Origin of the sequence: Streptococcus gwangjuensis (assembly GCF_028156745.1) — a bacterium.
In the GTDB taxonomy this organism is placed as follows: Bacteria; Bacillota; Bacilli; order Lactobacillales; family Streptococcaceae; genus Streptococcus; species Streptococcus gwangjuense_A.
This window is the reverse complement of the sequence record NZ_JAODJG010000039.1, coordinates 187,093-212,701: the sequence shown is the minus strand read 5'-3', so window position 1 is coordinate 212,701 and position 25,609 is coordinate 187,093. Positions and strand designations below refer to the sequence as shown.

Here is a 25,609-nt window from a genome sequence, read left to right as displayed (position 1 = left end):
AACCTTCGTCTCTCAACTAAAAGGACTCAGGCTGAAAAGGTTCCCCAGACCTTTTCGCTCCGTAGAGGACTAGGTGAATTAACCGATGTTTGTGAAGTTGCCTGGGAAAATTGCCGGAATTGAAATAAGAACCTCAAGGTCGTTTGAGAACATTGAAAGAGCTGAAATAAAGGAATAAGAATTGATGGATAAACGTATTTTTGTTGAAAAAAAGGCTGATTTTCAGGTCAAGTCAGAGAGTTTGGTTAGAGAGCTCCAGCACAACTTGGGACTTTCAAGCTTGAAAAGTATTCGCATCGTGCAAGTGTATGATGTATTTGATTTGGCAGAGGGCTTGTTTGCGCCTGCAGAGAAACACATTTTCTCTGAGCAGGTGACAGACCATGTTTTGGACGAAGCGGCTGTGCAGGCGGATCTTGCCAACTATGCTTTCTTTGCCATTGAAAGCCTGCCTGGTCAATTTGACCAACGTGCGGCTTCTTCACAGGAAGCCTTGCTTTTACTAGGAAGTTCGAGTGATGTGACAGTCAACACAGCCCAACTTTACTTAGTCAATAAAGATATTGATGCGACTGAGTTGGAAGCAGTCAAGAATTACTTGCTCAACCCAGTTGATTCTCGTTTCAAGGACATCACGACAGGGATTGCCAAGCAGGAATTTTCAGAGTCAGACAAGACCATTCCTAAATTGACTTTCTTTGAAAGCTATACAGCAGAAGACTTTGCTCGCTATAAGGCCGAGCAAGGGATGGCCATGGAAGTGGATGATTTACTCTTTATCCAAGATTATTTCAAGTCAATCGGGCGCGTGCCGACGGAAACAGAACTCAAGGTTTTGGACACTTACTGGTCTGACCACTGCCGTCACACGACTTTTGAGACAGAGTTGAAACACATCGACTTTTCAGCTTCTAAATTCCAAAAGCAATTGCAGTCAACCTATGATAAATATATCGCTATGCGCGATGAGTTGGGGCGTTCTGAAAAACCGCAAACCTTGATGGATATGGCGACCATTTTCGGTCGTTATGAGCGTGCCAATGGACGTTTGGATGATATGGAAGTGTCAGACGAAATTAATGCTTGCTCAGTAGAAATAGAAGTGGATGTTAATGGTGTGAAAGAACCATGGCTTCTCATGTTTAAAAATGAAACCCACAATCATCCAACTGAGATTGAGCCATTTGGAGGGGCTGCTACCTGTATTGGTGGAGCCATTCGTGACCCATTATCAGGTCGCTCATATGTTTACCAAGCTATGCGTATCTCGGGTGCTGGTGATATTACAGCACCGATTTCGGAAACTCGTGCTGGGAAATTGCCACAACAGGTTATTTCTAAAACAGCGGCTCATGGCTATTCTTCATATGGTAACCAGATTGGGCTTGCAACAACCTACGTTCGTGAATACTTCCACCCAGGCTTTGTAGCTAAACGCATGGAGCTTGGTGCCGTTGTCGGTGCAGCTCCTAAGGGCAATGTGGTCCGTGAAAAACCGGAAGCTGGTGATGTCATTATCCTTCTTGGAGGTAAGACTGGACGTGATGGTGTCGGTGGTGCGACAGGTTCTTCTAAGGTTCAAACGGTTGAGTCCGTGGAAACTGCTGGAGCTGAAGTTCAAAAAGGGAATGCCATCGAAGAACGTAAGATTCAACGTCTTTTCCGTAATGGAGATGTCACTCGTCTCATTAAGAAGTCCAATGACTTTGGTGCTGGTGGTGTCTGTGTGGCTATCGGTGAATTGGCGGACGGTCTTGAAATCGACCTCAACAAGGTGCCTCTTAAATACCAAGGCTTGAATGGTACTGAAATTGCCATCTCTGAATCTCAAGAACGGATGGCGGTCGTGGTTCGTCCAGAAGACGTAGATGCCTTCGTTACAGAATGTAATAAAGAAAATATTGACGCTGTCGTGGTTGCGACAGTAACTGAAAAACCAAATCTAGTCATGCACTGGAATGGAGAGACAATCGTGGACTTGGAGCGTCGTTTCCTTGACACCAATGGTGTGCGTGTGGTCGTCGATGCTAAGGTTGTGGACAAGGATGTCAAGCTTCCAGAAGAACGTCAAACATCTGCTAACACACTTGAAGTTGATACACTTGCGGTTTTATCTGATTTGAATCATGCGAGTCAAAAAGGATTACAGACTATCTTTGATTGCTCTGTTGGACGCTCCACGGTTAATCACCCACTTGGTGGTCGTTACCAACTCACACCAACTGAGGCATCTGTGCAGAAATTACCAGTTCAACACGGTGTGACCCATACTGCGTCAGTCATGGCCCAAGGATTCAATCCATATGTAGCTGAATGGTCTCCATACCACGGTGCTGCATATGCGGTGATCGAAGCAACTGCTCGATTGGTTGCTGCTGGTGCAAACTGGTCTCAGGCTCGTTTCTCTTACCAAGAGTACTTCGAGCGCATGGACAAACAAGCTGAGCGTTTTGGTCAGCCAGTAGCAGCGCTTCTAGGTTCTATCGAAGCTCAGATTCAGCTCGGTCTACCATCTATTGGTGGTAAGGACTCTATGTCTGGTACATTTGAAGAATTGACTGTGCCACCAACCTTAGTTGCCTTTGGGGTAACGACGGCAGATAGCCGTAAGGTGCTTTCTCCAGAATTTAAGGTTGCTGGTGAACATATCTACTACATCCCAGGTCAAGCATTGGCTCAAGAGATTGACTTCGATCTTATCAAGTCTAACTTCGCTCAATTTGAAGCCCTTCAAAAGGCTCACAAAGTAACATCTGCATCGGCTGTCAAATATGGTGGTGTGGTTGAAAGTTTGGCTCTTGCTACCTTTGGAAATCATATTGGTGCAGAGGTGACCTTGCCTGAACTTGAAACGGCTTTAACAGCTCAATTAGGCGGATTTGTCTTCACATCTCCTGAAGAAATTGCTGGAGTAGAGAAAATCGGTCAAACGAAAGCAGACTTTACACTCCTTGTCAACGGTGTGAAGCTAGATGGACAGAAACTTGACAGTGCCTTCCAAGGAAAACTGGAAGAAGTTTACCCAACAGAATTTGCCCAAGCGAAAGAACTGGAAGAAGTTTCAGCTGTTGCATCAGATGTTGTGATTAAAGCCAAAGAAAAGGTTGAAAAACCAGTGGTTTATATTCCGGTCTTCCCAGGAACCAACTCAGAATATGACTCAGCCAAGGCCTTTGAGAAAGAAGGTGCAGAGGTCAACTTGGTGCCATTCGTGACACTCAATGAAGGAGCTATTGTCAAGTCAGTTGAAACCATGGTTGACAATATCGGCAAGGCTAACATTCTCTTCTTTGCAGGTGGCTTCTCAGCTGCGGACGAGCCAGATGGTTCAGCCAAGTTTATTGTCAATATCCTGCTCAATGAAAAAGTGCGCGCAGCCATTGATAGCTTTATCGCTCGTGGTGGCTTGATTATCGGTATCTGTAATGGATTCCAAGCCCTCGTCAAATCAGGCCTTCTTCCATACGGGAACTTTGAAGATGCCAAAAGTACTAGCCCAACCCTCTTCTACAATGATGCCAACCAACACGTGGCCAAGATGGTAGAAACTCGCATTGCCAATACCAACTCACCATGGCTTGCTGGAGTGGAAGTTGGTGACATCCATGCTATCCCAGTATCACACGGTGAAGGGAAATTTGTCGTGACAGCTGAGGAATTTGCGGAACTCCGTGATAATGGACAAATTTTCAGCCAATACGTAGACTTTGACGGAAAACCAAGTATGGACTCTAAGTACAATCCAAATGGTTCTGTAAATGCTATAGAGGGAATTACTAGCAAGAACGGCCAAATCATCGGTAAGATGGGACACTCAGAACGTTATGAGGACGGTCTTTTCCAAAATATCCCAGGCAATAAAGACCAGCACCTGTTCGCGTCAGCGGTTAAATATTTCACTGGAAAATAAGACTTGCAGATGTTCTAATAGATAGTATCAGTAATGTAAAAGTCATGTAGATTTAGCTCTTGGTGCTACACAAATAAAAATTAGGTATATAAAATGACATACGAAGTAAAATCTCTTAATGAAGAATGTGGTGTTTTCGGTATCTGGGGACATCCAGATGCTGCTAAATTGACCTATTTTGGCCTCCACAGTCTTCAGCACCGTGGTCAGGAGGGGGCAGGAATCCTCTCCAATGACCAAGGAAAATTAAAGCGTCATCGCGATATGGGTCTTTTATCAGAAGTCTTCAGAAATCCTGCTAATTTGGATAAATTGACGGGAACTGGTGCGATTGGGCATGTGCGTTACGCGACTGCTGGTGAAGCTTCTGTAGATAACATTCAGCCCTTCCTCTTCCGTTTTCACGATATGCAGTTTGGCTTGGCTCATAATGGGAATCTGACTAATGCAGAATCACTTAAGAAAGAATTGGAACAAAGAGGAGCTATTTTCAGCGCAACTTCGGACTCGGAAATCTTGGCTCATCTCATTCGTCGCAGTCATAATCCTAGCCTGATGGGAAAAATCAAGGAGGCGCTCAGCCTAGTTAAAGGTGGTTTTGCCTATATCTTGCTGTTTGAGGACAAGTTGATTGCGGCTCTTGACCCAAATGGCTTCCGTCCGCTTTCTATCGGGAAAATGGCCAACGGAGCGGTGGTTGTTTCCTCTGAAACTTGCGCTTTTGAGGTTATTGGTGCTGAGTGGATTCGTGATTTGAAGCCAGGTGAGATTGTGATCATTGATGACAAGGGAATCCAGTATGATAGCTATACGGATGATACTCAGTTAGCAATCTGTTCTATGGAATATATCTATTTTGCTCGCCCTGATTCTAATATTCATGGTGTCAATGTCCATACGGCACGTAAACGTATGGGTGCCCAATTGGCGCGTGAATTCAAGCACGAGGCGGATATCGTGGTCGGTGTGCCCAATTCTTCCCTCAGCGCGGCTATGGGATTTGCGGAAGAGTCCGGGCTACCAAACGAAATGGGCCTCATCAAGAACCAATACACCCAACGGACCTTTATCCAACCGACTCAAGAATTGCGGGAGCAAGGGGTGCGGATGAAACTGTCTGCAGTTTCTGGTGTTGTCAAAGGCAAGCGTGTTGTTATGATTGATGACTCTATTGTACGTGGAACAACTTCTCGTCGTATCGTTCAGCTCTTGAAAGAAGCGGGTGCGACTGAGGTTCATGTTGCCATTGGTAGTCCAGCGCTAGCTTATCCATGTTTCTATGGGATTGATATCCAGACTCGTCAGGAACTGATTGCAGCCAATCATACGGTTGAAGAAACGTGCCAAATCATTGGTGCGGACAGTCTGACTTATCTTTCTGTTGAGGGATTGATTGATTCGATTGGAATTGAAACAGATGCGCCAAATGGCGGTCTCTGTGTCGCTTACTTTGACGGAGATTACCCAACTCCCCTCTATGATTACGAAGAAGACTATCGTAAAAGTTTGGAAGAAAAGACCAGTTTTTACAAATAGACGACAGATCTTCCGTTAAAGAAAAGGAATATAAAAATGACAAATAAAAATGCTTATGCTCCACGTCTCACTACTGACTAAAAGCTAAAGCATTTGTCAGTAGACGCTTTCTCCTATGGGGCAAAGCTAGAACCCTGACTAGTATTTTTATACTCTTCGAAAATCAAATTCAAACCACGTCAGCTTCACCTTGCCGTACCCAAGTACAGCCTGCGGCTAGCTTCCTAGTTTGCTCTTTGATTTTCATTGAGTATTAGATAAAATAATTGTTTATCTAAAAATACGTCACAATCTTTCTCAAAGAAAAGGAACATAAAAATGACAAGTAAAAATGCTTATGCCCAGTCGGGTGTGGATGTTGAAGCGGGTTATGAAGTTGTTGAACGGATTAAAAAGCACGTGGCTCGTACGGAGCGTGCAGGTGTCATGGGAGCTCTTGGTGGCTTTGGTGGTATGTTTGACCTTTCAAAGACTGGGGTTAAAGAACCTGTCTTGATTTCAGGAACTGACGGTGTCGGAACCAAACTCATGCTGGCTATCAAGTACGACAAGCACGATACCATCGGTCAGGACTGTGTGGCCATGTGTGTCAATGATATCATCGCTGCAGGTGCGGAGCCCCTCTATTTCCTTGACTACGTAGCGACAGGGAAGAATGAACCAGCTAAGCTAGAACAAGTTGTCGCTGGTGTGGCAGAAGGTTGTGTGCAGGCAGGCGCTGCCCTCATTGGTGGGGAAACAGCTGAGATGCCTGGCATGTACGGCGAAGCTGACTATGACTTGGCAGGTTTTGCGGTCGGTGTGGCTGAAAAATCTCAAATCATTGACGGTTCAAAAGTGGCAGAGGGAGATGTTCTTCTCGGACTTGCTTCAAGTGGGATTCATTCCAATGGTTACTCTCTCGTCCGTCGTGTCTTTGCGGATTACACAGGTGAGGAAGTCCTGCCAGAATTGGAAGGCAAGCAACTCAAGGAAGTTCTTCTTGAGCCGACTCGTATCTATGTCAAGGCTGTTTTGCCACTCATCAAGGAAGAGTTGGTCAACGGCATTGCCCACATCACAGGCGGTGGCTTTATTGAGAATGTCCCTCGCATGTTTGCAGCTGACTTGGCTGCTGAGATTGAAGAAAGCAAGGTACCAGTGCTTCCGATTTTCAAAGCTCTTGAAAAATACGGTCAGATCAAACACGAAGAAATGTTTGAAATCTTCAATATGGGTGTGGGACTCATGTTGGCAGTTAGTCCTGAAAATGTAGGTCGTGTCAAGGAATTGCTGGATGAACCAGTCTATGAAATTGGTCGCATCGTCAAGAAAGAAAACGAAAGTGTCATCATCAAATGAAAAAAATAGCGATTTTTGCCTCTGGTAATGGTTCAAATTTTCAGGTGATAGCGGAACAATTTCCAGTAGAGTTTGTCTTTTCAGACCATCGTGACGCCTATGTGCTCGAACGTGCAGACAAGCTCGACGTTCTGTCCTATACTTTTGAACTCAAGGAGTTTGAGAGCAAGGCAGACTACGAAGCGGCACTTGTCGAACTCTTGGAAGAACACCAGATTGACTTGGTTTGTCTAGCAGGATACATGAAAATCGTTGGGCCAACTTTATTGGCGGCTTATGAAGGTCGAATCATCAATATCCATCCAGCCTACCTGCCAGAATTTCCAGGAGCTCACGGAATTGAGGACGCTTGGAATGCTGGCGTTGCTGAGAGCGGCGTGACCATTCACTGGGTGGATTCTGAAGTGGATACAGGAAAGGTCATCAAACAAGTACGTGTACCACGGCTAGCTGATGATACCATCGAAAGCTTTGAAGCTCGAATTCATGAGGCAGAGTACAAGTTGTATCCGGAAGTGCTGGATAGCTTGGGAGTGGAGAGAAGGTAAGAAGTAAATCAAGTTTTGATTGCGCAACCTTGCTAGGAGAAAAAATGATTGAACTGAAATTGGTAGATGAGAGCAGTTTTCAGGCAGTGCTGGATTTGAAAATATCAGAAGCTGATGAACGAGCACGTTTCGTAGCTCCAAATGTTCGCTCTTTAGCTGATGCATGGCTCTACCGGAAAAACGAAGATGTGTTTCCGATGGCAATCTATTGGGATAAGCAAGTGGTTGGCTTTCTCCTGCTAGAAATAGACAAGGATGAAGCGGAATACTTTATCTGGCGGATAATGATTGGTCAGCAGTACCAAGGAAGAGGTTATGGTCGAAAAGCCTTGGAAGTTCTAATCAAAGAGGCCCAGATGGATATAGCTTGCAGTCATATTACCGCAGATTATGTGGTTGGAAATGAAAAAATGAAGCACCTGTTGACTAGTCTGGGTTTTCAGGAAACAGGATTTATAGAAGAAAATAACGAAGTCGCTATGCGCTTGGATCTAAAGAAAGAGGAATAGAATGACGAAAAAGGCCTTAATCAGCGTCTCAGACAAAGCGGGCATTGTTGAATTTGCCCAAGAACTCAAAAAACTTGGTTGGGATATCATCTCGACAGGTGGGACCAAGATTGCCCTTGACAATGCTGGGGTGGACACCATTGCCATCGACGATGTGACTGGCTTCCCAGAAATGATGGACGGTCGTGTCAAGACTCTCCACCCAAATATCCACGGAGGGCTTCTTGCTCGTCGTGACTTGGATAGCCACTTGGAAGCGGCTAAGGACAACAAGATTGAGCTCATTGACCTTGTGGTGGTAAATCTTTACCCATTTAAGGAAACCATTCTTAAGCCAGATGTGACATACGCAGATGCCGTTGAAAACATCGATATCGGTGGGCCATCAATGCTTCGTTCAGCAGCTAAAAACCATGCTAGCGTAACAGTTGTGGTGGATCCTGCTGATTATGCTGTTGTTCTTGACGAATTGTCAGCAAACGGCGAAACAAGTTACGAAACTCGCCAACGGTTAGCAGCGAAAGTATTCCGTCACACAGCGGCTTATGATGCCTTGATTGCAGAATACTTCACGGCACAAGTGGGTGAAAGCAAACCTGAAAAACTCACTTTGACCTATGACCTCAAACAAGCTATGCGCTATGGGGAAAATCCTCAGCAGGATGCGGACTTCTACCAAAAAGCTTTGCCGACTGACTATTCGATTGCATCAGCGAAACAGCTCAACGGTAAGGAATTGTCCTTCAATAACATTCGTGACGCGGATGCGGCCATTCGTATTATTCGTGATTTCAAAGACCGTCCAACCGTTGTGGCTCTCAAACACATGAACCCATGTGGAATTGGTCAAGCTGATGACATCGAAACTGCTTGGGACTATGCTTATGAGTCTGACCCAGTGTCTATCTTTGGTGGAATTGTCGTCCTTAACCGTGAGGTGGATGCTGCGACTGCTGAGAAGATGCACGGCATTTTCCTTGAGATCATTATCGCACCAAGCTATACGGATGAAGCGCTAGCCATTTTGACCAACAAAAAGAAAAACTTGCGTATCCTTGCCTTGCCATTCGACGCTCAAGATGCCAGCGAAGTGGAAGCAGAATACACAGGTGTGGTTGGTGGACTTCTTGTGCAAAACCAAGACGTGGTTAAAGAAAGCCCAGCTGATTGGCAAGTGGGGACTAAGCGCCAGCCGACCGAAACAGAAGCGACTGCCCTTGAGTTTGCTTGGAAGGCTATCAAGTACGTCAAATCAAACGGAATCATCGTGACCAACGACCACATGACACTTGGTGTTGGCCCAGGTCAAACCAACCGTGTAGCTTCCGTACGTATTGCGATTGACCAAGCTAAAGACCGTCTTGAAGGTGCTGTACTTGCCTCTGATGCCTTCTTCCCATTTGCAGATAACGTGGAAGAAATCGCTAAAGCAGGTATCAAAGCCATTATCCAACCAGGTGGATCTGTCCGTGACCAAGAATCCATCGAAGCTGCGGATAAATATGGCTTGACCATGGTCTTCACAGGCGTGAGGCATTTTAGACATTAAGAATAAAAACATGAGCATTTCCAATTATGGAAATGCTCATGTTTTGAATTATATGAGAGGGAGAAGATTAATCATTTAGTAATGTTAAATTATATTCTGCTATAAATAGTAGAAAAGTATTTATTGTCCATAGTTTGTTATCTTTAAACATTTCATTTTGGATGGTTAATAATATTAGATACTCGAAGTCATTAATTGGTTGTAAATTACGATATTCGTGTTCAGATAAAATATGTGTTGAACAGGGATAAGTTATAATGCGTTTGTATTTTAAAATTTGTAATTTTACAATTCTCTTAAGTAACCTTTTTATGTGGATTTTATAAGAAATTTCACCATTGAAGTAGGTTTCAAAATTTTTATCTAGATAACAGTTTAAATTTTCCTTTTTCTTGTCATCTATATTTAATTCATTGCATATTTCTTTTAGAGACTCAGAACTGCAGCAGTTTAATAATTTAGAAATGGTATCGTGTTGCAATATTGCAGAGCTACCTAGAATACTTTTTAATCGCTTCGGAATGATGAAAGGAACTTGGAATACTTTGTAAAGTTCATTATTTTTAATACTTGCTTTATATTCCTTACCCGTCACAATTTTATTTAAATATTTATTTAAAAATTGTAAGTCATTATTGATTTCTAAATCAAAATAAGATTCAACCATTGGGTAATTTATATAGAGTTGGCCATTATTGGTTACATCGCTGAAATATTTTTGTAATCGCTGTATCTTGTATATAGAAAAGTTGGGATCTTGTGCTTCGTAATCAAAAATTAAAAAAATATTTTTATAATTTCTTTTTCTACCGATAGATCCAAATCTTTGAGAATCATATTTATTTAAAACAAAAGGTAAATCCACATCATTGGAGGGATCATCCCATTCCTCTCCATATTCTTCTTGAATTTTCTGGTATAATTGGTAAATATTTGTGCCAAAAATATGTATATTCTCTTCAGTAATACTAAGTTCAGGGAAAACTTCGATAATAAGTTTAAAAAGTTCATTTTTTTCATGATGTCCTTCGACTATGAAAAGGGTTTGACCTCGTGTTTTATTATTCATAATCAGCAAACTCTCCGCTAATGTACATCTTTTCTAAATTATGTCCTTCTCGTAATTCTCTCTCAGTAGCTCTGTTTAAAGGTGTTATAAATCCTTTTTGAGATAAAATGAACAAACAGTCAGGTCTAAATAATTCATTAGACATCATATTTGTATCGTGGGTAGTCAAAATGATTTGGGCGTCTGGAAATATTTTTTTAAAATGACGTATCAGTCTTTCAGAAAGTTCGTAATGATAAAAAGCATCAAATTCATCGAAAAATAAAAATTTAGGAGAATTGTTGGTTCTGAGGTTTTCAAAGCGATATAGGATTCTAAAATATAATTTAGCTAAAGCCAATGTTCCACTTGATGCTTCATTGAAGAATGGAACACTTTTATTTTTATAAATAAAACAAAGGATATCCTTTCCGTCTATTTGCTCTATTGCATCTAAGCGACAACATATTCCCATATCATTGAGAAATAATTCCAATCCTTTTGCTACTTTTTTATGATCTAGTGTATTTCGAAACCAAAAATTTAACAAAGGTTTATGAGACTCGTGGTTGATATATAACATATTTCGAATAAATGTTCGGATAGATGTAAGAATAGAAGTATCTAACTTAGAGGTATTAGTTATTAGCCATGCTAAAAAAGAAGTGCTTTCTCCGTCTAAATTTTGTTCATCACTTGAAATCTGCTCTAAATAATTAGTTATTAATATGTTAAAGTCGTTATTTATAATACCTAATTTATTAGCTACGTCCTTTATAGTAGTAGACGATATTGGGTCAGTAGATAAATCCACTTTCCAGATTAATTCGCTATTTATAGATAGTGCTTCAGTCTGTATAACCTGATACTCATCCTTTGTATAAATATATTCGATTTCATCATTATTAAGTAAAAATGTATAGTGAAAAGTGGCAATATTACTATTCGAGTTATTATTTAAAAAAGATGTAAAATTTTGATCATCATTTAAGGGTCTACTAGAAAGATTTTTAGTAATATCAAATAATGCTAAACCTAAATTAGATTTTCCTGTAGCATTTCTACCGTATATTAGCACTTTACTCAAAATATTATTTGATAAGCAGTCCTCATTAAATTTATAACCTCCGACTTGTGAAAAATCAATTGAGATTTCATTTTCAAAGTTTTTGTAATTCTTTACAGAAAAGTATTTTAGCATTTGTCAGTCCTCCTATTACGATTATTATACCATAAAAAATCCTTTCCGTAAAAAAATTACGGCTCTTGAGTTCGATTGGAAAGCTATCAAGTACGTCAAATCCAACGGAATCATCGTGACCAACCACCACATGACACTTGGCGTTGGGCCAGGTCAAACCAACCGAGTGGCTTCTGTTCGCATCGCCATTGAACAAGCCAAAGCCCGCCTTGACGGCGCTGTGCTTGCTTCGGATGCCTTCTTCCCATTCGCGGATAACGTGGAAGAAATCGCTAAAGCAGGAATCAAGGCCATCATCCAGCCGGGTGGATCAGTACGTGACCAAGAATCCATCGAAGCTGCGGATAAATATGGCTTGACTATGGTCTTCACAGGCGTGAGACACTTTAGACATTAAAAAACGAAAGGGAAGAAAACAGTTTCTTTCCTTTTTTGACTTAAAATGCTAAGCAAAACAAGATTAAAGCGAACGTTTATGGTATAATGTTAGTAAATAATTCGCAAAAGAGGTTAAGATATGAAGCTGTTAGTTGTCGGTTCGGGTGGTCGTGAACATGCGATTTCTAAGAAGTTGCTTGAATCAAAAGACGTTGAAAATGTCTTTGTAGCTCCTGGAAATGACGGGATGACTCTGGATGGTTTGGAATTGGTAAATATCTCTATTTCCGAACATTCTAAGTTAATTGAGTTTGCAAAGGCCAACGATATTGCTTGGACCTTCATCGGGCCAGATGATGCCCTTGCTGCTGGTATCGTGGATGATTTTAACAAAGCTGGGCTCAAGGCTTTTGGTCCGACTAGGGCTGCAGCGGAGCTGGAGTGGTCCAAGGATTTTGCTAAGGAAATCATGGTCAAATATGACGTTCCGACAGCAGCCTATGGCACATTTTCAGATTTCGAGGCAGCTAAGGCGTATATCAAGGAGAAAGGCGCTCCTATCGTCATCAAGGCAGACGGCTTGGCTCTTGGAAAAGGTGTCGTCGTTGCTGAAACAGTCGAGCAAGCGGTCGAAGCCGCTCATGAGATGCTTTTGGACAATAAATTTGGTGACTCAGGTGCGCATGTGGTCATCGAGGAATTCCTTGAAGGGGAGGAATTTTCACTCTTTGCCTTTGTCAATGGGGACAAGTTTTACATCATGCCAACGGCTCAGGATCACAAACGTGCCTACGACGGGGACAAGGGTCCTAACACTGGTGGGATGGGAGCTTATGCGCCAGTCCCTCACTTGCCAGAGAGCGTAGTTGATACAGCGGTTGAGACTGTTGTCAAGCCAGTTCTTGAAGGCATGATTCAGGAAGGTCGCCCTTATCTGGGAGTTCTTTACGCAGGGCTTATCTTGACAGCTGATGGACCTAAGGTTATCGAGTTTAACGCTCGCTTCGGAGATCCTGAAACTCAGATTATCCTACCTCGTTTGACATCTGACTTTGCACAAAATATTACGGATATCCTCGATGGTAAGGAGCCAAACATCACATGGACGGATAAGGGTGTGACTCTGGGTGTGGTTGTCGCATCCAAGGGTTACCCGCTAGAATATGAAAAGGGTGTTGAATTGCCAGCAAAAACCGACGGCGATATCACCACCTACTATGCAGGGGCTAAGTTTGCGGAAAATAGCAGAGCACTGCTATCAAACGGTGGACGTGTCTATATGCTCGTCACCACAGCAGACACCGTCAAAGAAGCCCAAAATACCATCTACAGCGAACTTAACAAACAAAACACAGAAGGCCTCTTCTATCGAACCGATATCGGAAGTAAGGCGATTGAAAAAAGAAAGGAAAGAAAAGGGAAATTATGACTAAACCAATTATTTCCATCATCATGGGCTCCAAATCCGATTGGGCAACCATGCAAAAAACAGCCGAAGTCCTAGACCGCTTCGGTGTAGCCTACGAAAAGAAAGTTGTTTCTGCTCACCGCACACCAGACCTCATGTTCAAACATGCCGAAGAAGCTCGTAGCCGTGGCATCAAGGTTATCATCGCAGGTGCGGGTGGCGCAGCCCATTTACCAGGTATGGTAGCAGCCAAGACCACCCTTCCTGTCATCGGGGTACCAGTCAAATCACGCGCGCTCAGTGGTCTGGACTCGCTCTACTCTATCGTACAGATGCCGGGTGGCGTGCCTGTCGCAACTATGGCTATCGGTGAAGCTGGTGCGACTAACGCTGCCCTATTTGTCCTCCGTCTCCTTTCAGTAGAGGATCAAGCTATCGCGACAGCTTTGGCAGATTTTGCAGAAGAACAAGGAAAAATCGCAGAGGAGTCTACAAATGAGCTCATCTAAAACAATCGGAATTATCGGTGGCGGTCAGCTGGGGCAGATGATTGCCATTTCAGCTATCTACATGGGGCACAAGGTCATCGCGCTGGATCCTGCGGCGGATTGCCCAGCCTCTCGCGTGGCGGAGATCATCGTGGCGCCTTATAACGATGTGGATGCCCTTCGTCAGTTGGCTGAGCGTTGCGATGTCCTCACTTATGAATTTGAAAATGTTGATGCAGACGGTTTGGATGCTGTTATCAAGGATGGACAACTTCCACAAGGAACAGACCTACTCCGCATCTCTCAAAATCGTATTTTTGAAAAGGATTTTCTCGCAAACAAGGCACAAGTCACTGTGGCACCTTACAAGGTTGTGACTTCAAGTCAAGATTTGACAGATATTGACCTGTCGAAAAACTATGTCCTCAAGACTGCGACGGGTGGCTACGATGGGCATGGGCAAAAGGTCATTCGCTCGGAAGCAGACTTGGAGGAAGCCCGTGCACTAGCAGACTCAGCAGACTGTGTCTTGGAAGAATTCGTCAACTTTGATCTTGAAATTTCTGTCATCGTGTCAGGAAATGGCAAGGATGTGATAGTTTTCCCAGTTCAGGAAAATATCCACCGAAACAACATTCTTTCAAAAACCATTGTGCCAGCCCGTATTTCAGAAAGTTTAGCTGAAAAAGCTAAAGCCATGGCAGTACGAATTGCTGAACAGCTGAACTTGTCTGGAACACTTTGCGTGGAAATGTTTGCGACCGCTGATGACATCATTGTCAACGAGATTGCCCCACGGCCACACAACTCTGGGCACTACTCTATCGAAGCCTGCGACTTCTCACAATTTGACACCCATATCTTGGGTGTTCTGGGAGCACCATTGCCAGTCATCCAACTGCATGCGCCAGCCGTTATGCTCAATGTTCTCGGCCAGCATGTCGAGGTCGCTGAAAAATATGTCACAGAAAATCCAAGCGCCCACCTCCACCTGTATGGTAAAATAGAAGCGAAGCACAATCGCAAAATGGGGCATGTGACTTTGTTTAGTGATGTTCCAGATAGTGTGGTTGAGTTTGGTGAGGGGATTGATTTTTGAAATGACAGAAGAATTTGATGAATTGCCAGATGATGAAATAACGACCGTAACACTGACTTATACGGACGATTTGGTTGTTCCAGAGATTGCGGATAGAGAGGGGATTCATATTTTAGAGAGAGCTGGCAATCAGCTAGTCTTAGAATATTCTTGTTCCGTGAAGGAAGTTAAGGATTATCTGAGTAGTTACGGCCTGCCTAGACTTCCTGAGAGAATTTCATTTGAATTTTCTATACATGAAGACTCAGAAAATGATAATCTTTAAAGCTAAATGGAGACCAGTTTATGATTCAAATTATTGTCAACGCTTTTGTGGAGGAAGGAAAAGAAATCGCCGTTGTGGAAGTGCTCTTTGCCAGTGCTGACCATGAAAAAGTAAAAGCCAATATCAGGAATTAAAGATTTAATATCCAAACAATTATCTAGCTATCTATGATTCGTCATTGGATACAGATCTAAGTAGCTTGCCACACTATCCGTCGGTGGCGATAAGCAAGAAGGAGTTTAATTAGTCTATGAAAACTATCGGTCTGATTGGTGGTATGAGTTGGGAAAGCACCACATCTTACTACCAAATCATCAACGAAACCATCAAAAAAGAGCTGGGTGGCTTGCATTCAGCTAAGATTCTACTTTATAGTGTTGATTTTGCAGAGATTGAACATTATCAAGCAGTCGGGGACTGGGAGAAAAGCGGTCAACTTTTGGCAGATGTTGCTCAGCGCCTGGAGCAAGCAGGTGCGGATTTCATCGTTATTTGTACCAACACCATGCACAAGGTTGCTCCGCAGATACAAGAAAAGATTACGATTCCAATCTTGCATATTGCGTAAGCAACTGCGCAGGACTTGTTGGCAGACGGTATTCAAAAAGTCGGCCTCCTAGGGACCAAGTACACCATGACTCAAGATTTTTACAAGGAGAAATTAATAGAGTCTGGGTTAGAAGTGCTGATTCCAGACCAAGCTGGTATTACAGAGGTCAATCGAATTATTTATGACGAACTCTGTCTAGGAGATATCAAAGAAAGCTCAAAGCAGACTTATCTTGCCGTTATAAATGATTTGAAAAAAGCAGGCGCAGAAGCTGTTATATTGGGCTGTACTGAGATTGGTCTCCTCGTCAAGCAATCCGACACTGACCTGCCACTCTACGACACAACGGTGATTCATGCAGAGAAAGCAGCGGAGTGGGTGGTAAATAAGTGACCATAGAAGACAGGCACAACCGTAGATTAGGGCATGTAACTTTGTTTAGTGATGTGCTAAATAGTGTGGTTAAATTAGGGGAAGGGATTGATTTTTAGGAGAAATCTATGATACAAATCATCGTTAACGCATTTGTTGAAAAGGATAAGACTGGAGCAGTCGTCGAAGTCTTGTATGCTAGTAGCGATCATGAAAAAGTGAGAGCTAAGTATGAAGAGTTGGTTGCTCAATATTCTGAAAACTATTTAGCTATCTATGATGTCCCGTTAGATACGGATTTGAATACACTAAATCATTACCCATCTGTGTGGATTGGGAAAGAAGAATTTGAATGAGGAAAAATTGTATATTTTATGTTATAATACAATAATTTGGTAATAAAGAAGGGAGCCTGTATGAGAGATTTATTGAAATCATCAATTGATATGTATTCCAAAAGTGATTTGAGAGATGTAGAGCGGAGATTAAAAAATGCAGAATTAGTTTCGTCTGAAGTAGAGGAAACTAATTCTACTCCCGATTCTCTTAAATTTATTTTGGACATGTTGGAAACGAACTATGAGAAAGTAGAAAATATAATTGAACAATTTGAAATAGAAAAACTTTATAAATATAGCTCATTGTTCTCAGTTTCTAACTCAAATGATGAGTTGTTGGAGAAATTACAAACAGTCTTGGCGAACAATATAACTATTACAACAGAAGATAATCCTACTATAACCAAATACTCATATCAAGGTCAGGACTTATACATTGTAAAGTTTTTAAAACGTTGTGAAGGTGCTAAATTAATTAATGGGAATCCCCAAAGTTATTCAGCTCGCTATCCTATGTTAGCCGTTTATTATCCTCATTACAATGTTGTTGAAATAAGAGTCTCTACTATTTCACGATTTCTAAGGGGTGATGAAAATGATTTTTATAACGAAAGAATCTCTGAGGTACGAAGGAAATTTGAAGCTAAATTCTCAGTAATTTTAGATGCACTTCCATTAGATAGAACAGTTAACTATATTGCTGAGACTGATCGTAATGTAAAAGTAAGTTCTCAAAAAATGCAGCTTGCAAATGGTGGTGATGCTACATTAAATAGCTCTCAAAGTTCAGACGAAATTGTACTTCCGATTCTTGGAGAACTGAATGCAATTATAAATGACAATAAAGAACTATTTGAAGCTAACGAAGACTGTCGAATAGTTCGACAATTACTGGAAGATTTTATAAAGGATACAGAAGAAACTTCAGAGTTACCTTGGCGTTCACTTCGTTGGCCTAATGAAATAAAGAGAAGGACAATTCAAGTTAAATTTAATTTTGTTAATCTATTGAGTAATAATCCTAATGATTTTATTTTGATGGAGCATTATACAAATGGAAGAGGTATGGAGGGGATGAACTATGTTACCAGATATATTATCGAAAAGTATAACGAAAGTGACAGATGATTTCAATATATCCAATAAACAGGAAATAAGTGAGTTATTTATTCCATATATGAATGATAATAAAAAAAAGTTTGTTTTTCCTGGGGCCGTATCTAGAAAATTAAATATTAGTATTGACCAATCTTTTACATTATTGAATGTATTAAAGAATGATGGTCTTTTGAAGAGAGTCTATGAATTTAGATGTCCAGATACTAATTATAAAAAAATGTTCAAAGATACAAGCTATATAAATTTACCTGAAAAAATACTTTGTGAAGACTGTGGAGAGGAATTTTTTTTGAGAGACAACCTATATGTAATTTATGAGGTTAATTTTAGGATATGACAAGTGAAGAAACAGTCATTTTTCTTCAATCGCTAGCTAGTTTGAGTTCAGAGGAGTTTATCTCTCAATTTCTTTCTGAATACACACTGTCGGGTGAAAAACTAGAAGAGTACAAGCAACTATTTAATTTGTTTGAATGTACAAATGGTAGTAGATTAAAAGCAACAGATAAAGGAACAACATTAGAGAATCTAGTTGTCTTTTTGGCAACCAATACAAATTTATTTGAAGTTCTCCCCAATGTTAGAACGAGTACAAATGAAATTGATACGCTTTTGAGAACAAAACCACAAGCAAAGCTAATATTAAGAAATTTTTTCGAAATTGCAACAGATATTCTATTTGAGTGTAAGAACTATAATACAACTATAGGAGTCACTTGGGTAGGCAAATTTCATTCGTTACTGCAAAATCAAAACTGTAAGTTTGGAATTATTTTTTCTTATCATGGATTTACTGGAAACGGTTGGAATGATGCGGTTGGCTTGACAAAGAAAGTTTATCTTAAAGATGAAATAGTTATATTGGATTTTAATTTCCAAGATTTTAAAAAGCTACAATCAGGCAGAAGTTTTCTTGAAATAATTCGTAATAAAATTGATTCATTAAAAATGGATACTACGGATGAAATAGAGAAGTATTTTAAACCGCATGAAGCGGAAAAAATATTAGGTGCAGAATAAATGATACTGTTTTTAGAGAAAATGAAGGAGAAAAACAATGATTAACCGTTACTCTCGCCCTGAGATGGCGAACATTTGGAGTGAAGAAAATAAATACCGTGCTTGGCTTGAGGTGGAAATCTTGGCTGACGAGGCATGGGCTGAGTTGGGGGAAATCCCTAAGGAAGATGTGGCTTTGATTCGTGAAAAAGCGGACTTTGACATCGACCGTATTTTGGAGATTGAGCAGGAGACTCGCCACGATGTGGTGGCTTTCACGCGTGCGGTTTCTGAGACTCTTGGTGAAGAGCGCAAGTGGGTCCACTATGGTTTGACTTCTACCGACGTGGTGGATACGGCCTACGGTTACCTTTATAAGCAGGCCAACGACATCATCCGTCGTGACCTTGAAAACTTCACCAACATCATCGCTGACAAGGCTAAGGAGCACAAGTTCACTATCATGATGGGGCGTACCCACGGTGTGCACGCTGAGCCGACAACTTTTGGGCTTAAATTGGCGACTTGGTATAGCGAAATGAAGCGCAATATCGAGCGTTTCGAGCATGCGGCTGCTGGTGTTGAGGCTGGTAAAATTTCTGGTGCGGTTGGTAATTTTGCCAACATCCCACCATTCGTAGAGCAATATGTCTGCGATAAATTGGGTATTCGTGCTCAAGAAATCTCTACACAGGTGCTTCCTCGTGACCTTCACGCTGAGTACTTTGCGGTTCTTGCCAGCATCGCAACTTCTATCGAGCGTATGGCAACGGAAATCCGTGGTCTTCAAAAATCGGAGCAACGCGAAGTAGAAGAATTCTTTGCTAAAGGGCAAAAAGGGTCTTCAGCAATGCCTCACAAACGCAACCCTATCGGTTCTGAGAACATGACAGGTCTTGCGCGTGTTATCCGTGGTCACATGGTGACAGCCTATGAGAACGTGGCTCTCTGGCACGAACGTGACATCTCTCACTCATCAGCTGAGCGCATCATCACACCGGATACAACCATCTTGATTGACTACATGCTCAATCGTTTTGGAAATATCGTTAAAAACTTGACAGTCTTCCCAGAAAACATGATCCGCAACATGAACTCGACATTTGGTTTGATTTTCAGCCAACGTGCCATGTTGACCTTGATTGAGAAAGGTATGACCCGTGAGCAAGCCTATGACTTGGTGCAACCAAAAACGGCCTACTCTTGGGACAATCAAGTAGACTTTAAACCGCTTTTAGAAGCAGATCCAGAAGTAACATCACGCCTCACTCAAGAAGAAATCGACGAAATCTTCAACCCTACATACTATACCAAACGAGTGGATGATATCTTTGAACGTCTTGGACTGGGTGATTAATTAAAAAATAAACAGCGAGATTGAAGCTCGCTGTTTATTTTTTATCGAAAAGACTTAGTCTTCTTTTCTTTTAGTGAGTCCATAGGCTGCTAGTGTGGCCATGAGTCCTGCTACTACTAGTCCTGCAGAATCGTGAGTTCCTGTTTCAGGAAGTTTTTTATCTGTTACCACAGGAGCTGGACCTTGAGGAAGAGCTTTGCTTTCCTCGGCAAGAGCAGTTGATGGAGTTGGTTGGCTTGATTTTTCTAGTTTTGGTTTTTCTTCAGCAATAGCGGCTTGTCCGTTTTCATCGCCTACATGTGTTACCAGAGTTCCGACTTCGACTATTTGAGTAACTGCTTCTTTGGTTACAAGACTATCTACAAGTGTTTTCACTTCCTTGCCATCAACAGTGCTCACAGAGTAGAAGTTGCTACGACGCCCGTTGACACCTTTAGTAATAACTTGCGTTTTTCCTTTGAGCAAGAGTGGATTTTCACGAGTCACTGTGGTAAATGGAATTTCTTCTTCTTGGACATCCAGTCTAGGTTTTGTTTCTGCAACTGGAGCAAGATCATGTTCATCACCTACATGTGTTACCATAGTTCCGACTTCGACTATTTGAGTAACAGCTTCCTGTGCTACGACACTATTTACAAGTGTTTTCACTTCCTTGCCATCAACAGTGCTCACAGAGTAGAAGTTTGTACGGTGCCCGTTGACACCTTTAGCAATGACTTGTGTTTTTCCTTTGAGCAAGAGTGGATTTTCACGAGTCACTGTGGTAAATGGAATTTCTTCTTCTTGGATATCCAGTCTAGGTTTTGTTTCTGCAACTGGAGCAAGATCATGTTCATCGCCTACATGTGTTACCAGGGTTCCGACTTCAACAATTTGCGTAACTGCTTCTTTGGTTACAAGACTATCTACAAGTGTTTTCACTTCCTTGTCATCAACAGTGCTTACAGAGTAGAAGTTTGTACGGCGACCGTTGACACCTTTAGTAATGACTTGTGTTTTTCCTTTGAGTAAGAGTGGATTTTCACGAGTTACTGTGGTAAATGGAATTTCTTCTTCTTGGATATCCAGTCTAGGTTTTACCTCAGTAGTTGGTGCAAGACCACTTTCATCACCCTTGTGAGTTACAGGAGCGCCGACTTCAACCACTTGGTTTACAACTTCTTTGGTTACCTGGCTATCAAGGACTGTTTCTGTTGTTTTTCCATTTTCAGTGAGTACAGAGATGTAATGAGTTCGTTCACCTTTGACTCCTGCTGTAATAATATTTTCCTGACCAGCTGGGAGGTTAGGATTTTCTTTCTTGATAACTTCAAATGGAATTTCTTCAGTTCTTGTGATGAGTTCTGGACTGGTTTCAACATTGGCAGCCACTTCATTTTCATCCAGGCTTCCTGAATGGGTTGCAGCTGGTTTGAGGCCTTGAAGAGCAGCTTTGAGCTTACCTACTAGTGCGTCTAGTTCAGCTTGTTTGCTGCGGTTGAGGTTGTAATTTAGAGCTGTTTTAGCTGCGTCAAGGGCCTCAAGACTTTCTTTACTATATCCTTCTAAGTTTGTAGGAATTTTAGCTAATTCTTCGCGGAGAGCATTATAATTAGCACGGAAGTAGTCTTTGTTGTGGTCTGCAAAGGCAGTCATGAGTTCAAAGATTTCCTCTTCCTTGTACTCAGCGCTTGGTCTATCTGCCCAGATTGAAAGCATACTTCCGACTGTTGGAAGATCTACTTCAGGATATTTGGTAGAAGCTAGTTGATTGAATGGTGTTTTTCCAGTATTCTCAATAGCTTTCTTGAGGAAACCACCACCATCTTCTGGTTTTTGACCGAGAATGTAGTACCAGTCACCGTTGGTATTCAAGAACTTATAACCCTTGCTTGCTAGATATTGAGGTGATGCAAGGTTGTAGCCCCACCAGCCTTTAGACCAGTAAGAAATCAATACATCTTTGTCAAATTGAACATCGTCCTTGTCCTCATAGTAGAAGCCATCGTTGAAGGCCATTGGTTGAAGCCCTCTTTCTTTAGCCATAGCAGCAAGGCTGTTAGAATAGTCTGCGAACTTGTTATAGAGTCCATACCATTTGAGGTAGTACCAACCTTGAGCGTTTGTCGCATCATTGGCATACTCATCTGTACCATAGTTGAAAATCTTTGATTTATCAGCAAAGTAATCCATATACTTACCGATAAGGGCTTTGGTAAAGTTAAGGGCTTCTTGATTTTCAAGGTCCATCGTGGTTTTTGAAACTTTATCAAAGTTGGCTTGAGGATTCGCGATGCCAAGTTTTTCCATGGCAACCAGCATAGCATCCATATGCCCTGGGCTATTAATAGCTGGAATCAGACCAATACCTTTTTCCTTAGTGTATTTAACAAGCTCTGTCACTTCTGCCTGTGTTAGTGCAGTACCGTTTGGATCGTCGTAGTAAGCTTTAGTTCCTTCGATAATAGCTTTTTTAACGTCATCACTAGCATAGGTTTTTCCGTTGGCAGTAATGGTCATATCATCGAGTAAGAATCGAAGTCCGTCATTTCCTAGAAGGAGATGAACATCAGAATATCCGAGCTCACTGGCCTTATCTACGATGCGTTTGAGTTGGTCAAGAGTAAAGTATTTGCGTCCAGCATCGATTGAAATCACCTTGTTTTTAGCAAGTTTTTCAACCTCACGTTTAGCATCTTCTTCTTTTTGAGCTTCTGGTGTGAAGGTCAAATTGCTGACTGCTTCTTGAAGTTTTGTAATTGCTTGGTCAATCGTGTCTTGTTGGGCACGGCTGAGGTTGCTATCGAGAGAGCGAATAGCTTTTTCAGCTTCTTTTACGGCCGCGACGCTTTCTGCAGTATAACGGTTAAGGTCTTTTGGTACCTCGTTAAGTGCTTTTTCTGCAGACTCATAATCAGCTGCGAAGTATTCAGCGTTAGAATTTGCGAATTGACGCATGAGTTTGAAGAGGCGTGATGGTGAATAACGTGCAGATGGAGTGTCAGCCCAAGCAGCTACCATACCACCGATGATTGGGATATCAGCTCCTTCTGTTTTTGGTACAGAAGTGATTGGTGTGTTTTTAATACCATTGAGCCCCTGATCGAGATTGTACCAGCCTTGGCCATCAGCGTTTCGTCCAAGAACGTAGTACCAAGCATCGTTAGTGTTTAGGATTTGGTGACCTTTTTCTACTAGAAGTTTAGAAGAAGCGACGTCGTAACCTCCCCAACCACCAGTCCACATTGAAACGATGATATCTTTGTCAAAAGTTCCGAAGCTAGTATCACTGTTGTAGTAAATACCATCATTGAAGGCCATTGGTTTTAGACCGTGCGATTTTACAATACGAGCTAGGTCATTGGCGTAGGCAATAAATTTTTCATATCCTTTTACAGGGTAGCCTTCGTTTGGATAGTATTTATCAGCTTGAAGAACGCTCCAACCTTTAGCGTTTGTTGCATCATTGGCATATTCATCAAGTCCGATGTTGAAGATCTCAGTCTTTTTCGCGAAATAAGCAGCATACTTGTCGATAAGGGCTTTTGTAAAAGCGACCGCTTGTTCGTTGTCAAGATCGACAGTACGGGCTGATTCCTTCCCAAAATAGTTAAAGTTAGGGTTTTGGATTCCCAATTCTTTCATGGCATTGAGAATCGCATCCATGTGACCAGGACTATTTACTGTTGGAATGAGACCGATACCTTTATCTTTGGCATAGTTAATCAGATCTGTCATTTGACTTTCTGTTAAGTGATTGCCGTTTGGATCGTTGTAATAATCATTCGTACCTTTTTCAATGGCACGTTTGACATCATCACTGGCATAGGTCTTGCCGTTAGCTGTGATGCTCATATCGTCCAACATGAAGCGGAGTCCATCATTTCCGACTAATAGGTGTAAATCAGTGTAGCCATAATGTTTCGCTTTGTCAATGATTTCCTTGAGTTGTTCTGGTGAGAAATATTTACGTCCAGCATCAATAGAAACAATTTTCTTTTTAGCTAGTTTTTCATTTACAGTTGCAGCACGTTCCTTTCCTGCCTCTGTTGCCGGTTTGTCAGCCTCTGCTTTCGCTTCATCTTTTTTAGCATCTTTTTCAGCTGGTTTATCCTTGTCAGTCTTGTCTGTATTTGACTCTTTAGAATCAGCCTCTTTCTTAGGGCTAGCTTCTTCTGCCTTTTTATTAGCAGTTTCTTTTTCAGCAGAAGTTGGAGTTACCACTTCTGCTTTATCACTAGGAGTTGAACTAACTTCCTCTTGTGGTTTTTCTTCTGTTTTTGGAAGACTAGCTACCTTATCAGCAGCTGGAGTTTCTGTTTCTACAGTTTTTGGAGCTTCTGGTTGAAGCTCTGCTTTAGGTGTTTCCTCAGTCCGATTTTCGGATGATTGAGGGGAATCAGAAACCGTATGGATGGTCGGTTGGTTTTCTGTAGTAGTAGGAGTAACTCCATCGGCTGTAACAGTCTGTGCTTGGAAGGCGAATCCAATTAGAACAGAAGCTGCTCCTACAGCGTATTTACGAATAGAAAAACGCTGTTGTTTTTCATGTTTCATTGCAAAACCTCCTGATTGCATTGTTATATTGATAGCGTTTACATAAATCAACACCTTTATTTTATTTCTTATATTAACGAGAGTCAAGAGGAGATGACAAAAAACTATAATAAGTATAAAAAAATATAAAATTTAAACTTAAGATTTCAGATTGGTCGGAAAAGATACATATATATATCTAGTAGAATCTTTTTGGTTCTATTTCTATAAAATATTCCACAAATTATAGAATCTTCCAAAAATAGGTAAGCGCTACCTTTTTGGTGTGGTATAATAAGTATAGAAAAAGCCCAAGCGATTAGGCTCAGGCTTTCTTCTTAGTGATCACGGTCACATGAAATGAATTTGATTTTGTAGTAATCTGCGCGTTTATATGTTTCGCTGTATGCGAGAACTTGACCAGTAGACTCTAGTTTAGTAGTCTTGGTTTGTAAAACGGTTGGGAATTGTTCATCGACTCCGAGGATCGAAGCCGCATGTTCTGGAGTTGGAAATGCTATTTCATTGATTTCTTCAAAATGTTCATCATTCATGTGAATGTGGTAATCCAATTTGAAACGGTTATAGATAGAGCTATAATATTCAAGATTTGGATAATTTGCGTTGATGTATTGTTCTGGAATGTAAGATGTATGGTAGATGTAGACAACACCACCTGTTTCGCGTACGCGTTCAATCTTGTAGTAGAACTGATCTCCGCGTAGTCCAAGTTTTTCTAAGTAGCTTAGTTTGTTTCCACGCTCAATAGAAAGGACGGTAACTTTATCATCTTTAGTTTCAAAAACTTCTACATCTGAAAACTCAACGAGTTTATGTTTGCGTGCGCGTGAAACGAATGTACCCTTTCCTTGTTGACGGACAATATAGCCATCCTTGGCAAGGTCGTTTAAGGCGCGGACAACTGTGATAGAACTCACATCATACATTGCAATCAATTCAGCTTCAGTGTAGAATTTATCTCCACTGGCAAATTGACCAGAAATGATTTTGTTCTTTAACTCATCTTTAATATATTGATACTTTGGAATTGCCATATTTTCACCTCGATTTTCCTTCTC

At 41.5% G+C, this 25,609-nt stretch carries 20 protein-coding genes and 3 pseudogenes; 19 read left to right on the top strand and 4 right to left on the bottom strand.

The features are described from left to right. The first annotated feature begins 184 nt into the window (after positions 1–184). The 6 genes from N5909_RS09125 (at position 185) to purH (ending at position 9,393) form a co-directional block, all read left to right on the top strand. The gene (locus N5909_RS09125; RefSeq protein ID WP_033680987.1) at positions 185–3,910 is read left to right on the top strand and encodes a phosphoribosylformylglycinamidine synthase; all 3,726 of its coding nucleotides are present in this window, start codon (positions 185–187) and stop codon (positions 3,908–3,910) included. A 93-nt stretch (positions 3,911–4,003) separates the two neighbouring features. After that, positions 4,004–5,446 (top strand): amidophosphoribosyltransferase, encoded by a 1,443-nt coding sequence (gene purF, locus N5909_RS09120; protein ID WP_033680988.1) that lies wholly within the window; start codon positions 4,004–4,006, stop codon positions 5,444–5,446. Positions 5,447–5,764: 318 nt separating this feature from the next. Further along, positions 5,765–6,787 carry a phosphoribosylformylglycinamidine cyclo-ligase gene (gene purM / locus N5909_RS09115; protein WP_271631176.1) on the top strand — a complete coding sequence of 341 codons (1,023 nt, stop codon included), beginning with the start codon at positions 5,765–5,767 and terminating at the stop codon, positions 6,785–6,787. Further along, entirely contained in the window at positions 6,784–7,335 is a 552-nt protein-coding gene (gene purN / locus N5909_RS09110; protein WP_271631175.1) for a phosphoribosylglycinamide formyltransferase, read from the top strand. Before purM ends, purN begins: the two co-directional genes overlap by 4 nt. Positions 7,336–7,379: 44 nt before the next feature. Continuing rightward, on the top strand, positions 7,380–7,844 hold the full coding sequence (locus N5909_RS09105; protein ID WP_271631174.1) for a GNAT family N-acetyltransferase: 465 nt from the start codon (positions 7,380–7,382) through the stop codon (positions 7,842–7,844). Between the two features lies 1 nt (position 7,845). Beyond that, entirely contained in the window at positions 7,846–9,393 is a 1,548-nt protein-coding gene (gene purH, locus N5909_RS09100) for a bifunctional phosphoribosylaminoimidazolecarboxamide formyltransferase/IMP cyclohydrolase (RefSeq protein WP_271631173.1), read from the top strand. Between the two features lie 67 nt (positions 9,394–9,460). Here purH and N5909_RS09095 read toward each other — a convergent pair whose 3' ends face one another. Next, a complete protein-coding gene (locus N5909_RS09095; protein ID WP_271631172.1) occupies positions 9,461–10,462 on the bottom strand; it encodes a hypothetical protein in 1,002 nt (333 codons plus the stop codon). Further along, positions 10,455–11,642 (bottom strand): AAA family ATPase, encoded by a 1,188-nt coding sequence (locus N5909_RS09090; protein ID WP_271631171.1) that lies wholly within the window; start codon positions 11,640–11,642, stop codon positions 10,455–10,457. The genes N5909_RS09095 and N5909_RS09090 overlap by 8 nt, the downstream gene beginning before the upstream one ends. Between N5909_RS09090 and N5909_RS09085 the strand changes: the two genes are divergently transcribed. The 13 genes and pseudogenes from N5909_RS09085 to purB all read left to right on the top strand — a co-directional run bounded on the left by N5909_RS09085 (position 11,641) and on the right by purB (position 20,015). Continuing rightward, on the top strand, positions 11,641–12,039 hold the full coding sequence (locus N5909_RS09085) for an IMP cyclohydrolase (RefSeq protein ID WP_271631179.1): 399 nt from the start codon (positions 11,641–11,643) through the stop codon (positions 12,037–12,039). The genes N5909_RS09090 and N5909_RS09085 overlap by 2 nt on opposite strands. A 120-nt stretch (positions 12,040–12,159) precedes the next feature. Beyond that, positions 12,160–13,449, top strand: coding sequence for a phosphoribosylamine--glycine ligase (purD, locus tag N5909_RS09080; protein WP_271631170.1), 1,290 nt, complete (start codon positions 12,160–12,162; stop codon positions 13,447–13,449). Then, the gene (gene purE / locus N5909_RS09075) at positions 13,446–13,937 is read left to right on the top strand and encodes a 5-(carboxyamino)imidazole ribonucleotide mutase (RefSeq protein ID WP_271631169.1); all 492 of its coding nucleotides are present in this window, start codon (positions 13,446–13,448) and stop codon (positions 13,935–13,937) included. Before purD ends, purE begins: the two co-directional genes overlap by 4 nt. After that, positions 13,924–15,015: a 5-(carboxyamino)imidazole ribonucleotide synthase gene (gene purK / locus N5909_RS09070; protein WP_271631168.1), complete on the top strand. Its 1,092-nt coding sequence runs from the start codon at positions 13,924–13,926 to the stop codon at positions 15,013–15,015. The genes purE and purK overlap by 14 nt, the downstream gene beginning before the upstream one ends. Position 15,016: 1 nt before the next feature. Further along, entirely contained in the window at positions 15,017–15,280 is a 264-nt protein-coding gene (locus tag N5909_RS09065; RefSeq protein WP_271631167.1) for a hypothetical protein, read from the top strand. 20 nt (positions 15,281–15,300) lie between these two features. Further along, a pseudogene (locus N5909_RS09060) lies at positions 15,301–15,527 on the top strand (phosphoribosylaminoimidazole carboxylase). A gap of 3 nt (positions 15,528–15,530) precedes the next feature. After that, positions 15,531–16,223: pseudogene (locus N5909_RS09055) on the top strand (aspartate/glutamate racemase family protein). A 2-nt stretch (positions 16,224–16,225) separates the two neighbouring features. Beyond that, a pseudogene (locus N5909_RS09050) lies at positions 16,226–16,321 on the top strand (phosphoribosylaminoimidazole carboxylase); the annotation flags it as partial. A gap of 9 nt (positions 16,322–16,330) precedes the next feature. Then, positions 16,331–16,558, top strand: a complete 228-nt coding sequence (locus N5909_RS09045; RefSeq protein ID WP_271631166.1) for a phosphoribosylaminoimidazole carboxylase — start codon at positions 16,331–16,333, stop codon at positions 16,556–16,558. Positions 16,559–16,618: 60 nt separating this feature from the next. Next, positions 16,619–17,668 carry a hypothetical protein gene (locus tag N5909_RS09040; protein WP_271631165.1) on the top strand — a complete coding sequence of 350 codons (1,050 nt, stop codon included), beginning with the start codon at positions 16,619–16,621 and terminating at the stop codon, positions 17,666–17,668. After that, positions 17,622–17,996, top strand: coding sequence for a hypothetical protein (locus N5909_RS09035; protein WP_271631164.1), 375 nt, complete (start codon positions 17,622–17,624; stop codon positions 17,994–17,996). The genes N5909_RS09040 and N5909_RS09035 overlap by 47 nt, the downstream gene beginning before the upstream one ends. Continuing rightward, positions 17,993–18,679, top strand: coding sequence for a restriction endonuclease (locus tag N5909_RS09030; protein ID WP_271631163.1), 687 nt, complete (start codon positions 17,993–17,995; stop codon positions 18,677–18,679). The genes N5909_RS09035 and N5909_RS09030 overlap by 4 nt, the downstream gene beginning before the upstream one ends. 37 nt (positions 18,680–18,716) lie before the next feature. Then, complete coding sequence (purB, locus tag N5909_RS09025) at positions 18,717–20,015, top strand: adenylosuccinate lyase (protein ID WP_261116902.1); 1,299 nt, start codon at positions 18,717–18,719, stop codon at positions 20,013–20,015. A gap of 54 nt (positions 20,016–20,069) precedes the next feature. Here the strand turns inward: purB and N5909_RS09020 are convergent, their stop codons facing one another. Together N5909_RS09020 and N5909_RS09015 are read right to left on the bottom strand one after the other, a co-directional pair. Continuing rightward, the gene (locus N5909_RS09020) at positions 20,070–24,551 is read right to left on the bottom strand and encodes a G5 domain-containing protein (RefSeq protein WP_271631162.1); all 4,482 of its coding nucleotides are present in this window, start codon (positions 24,549–24,551) and stop codon (positions 20,070–20,072) included. Positions 24,552–24,868: 317 nt separating this feature from the next. Then, positions 24,869–25,585 (bottom strand): GntR family transcriptional regulator, encoded by a 717-nt coding sequence (locus tag N5909_RS09015; protein WP_001007193.1) that lies wholly within the window; start codon positions 25,583–25,585, stop codon positions 24,869–24,871. Positions 25,586–25,609 lie beyond the last annotated feature (24 nt).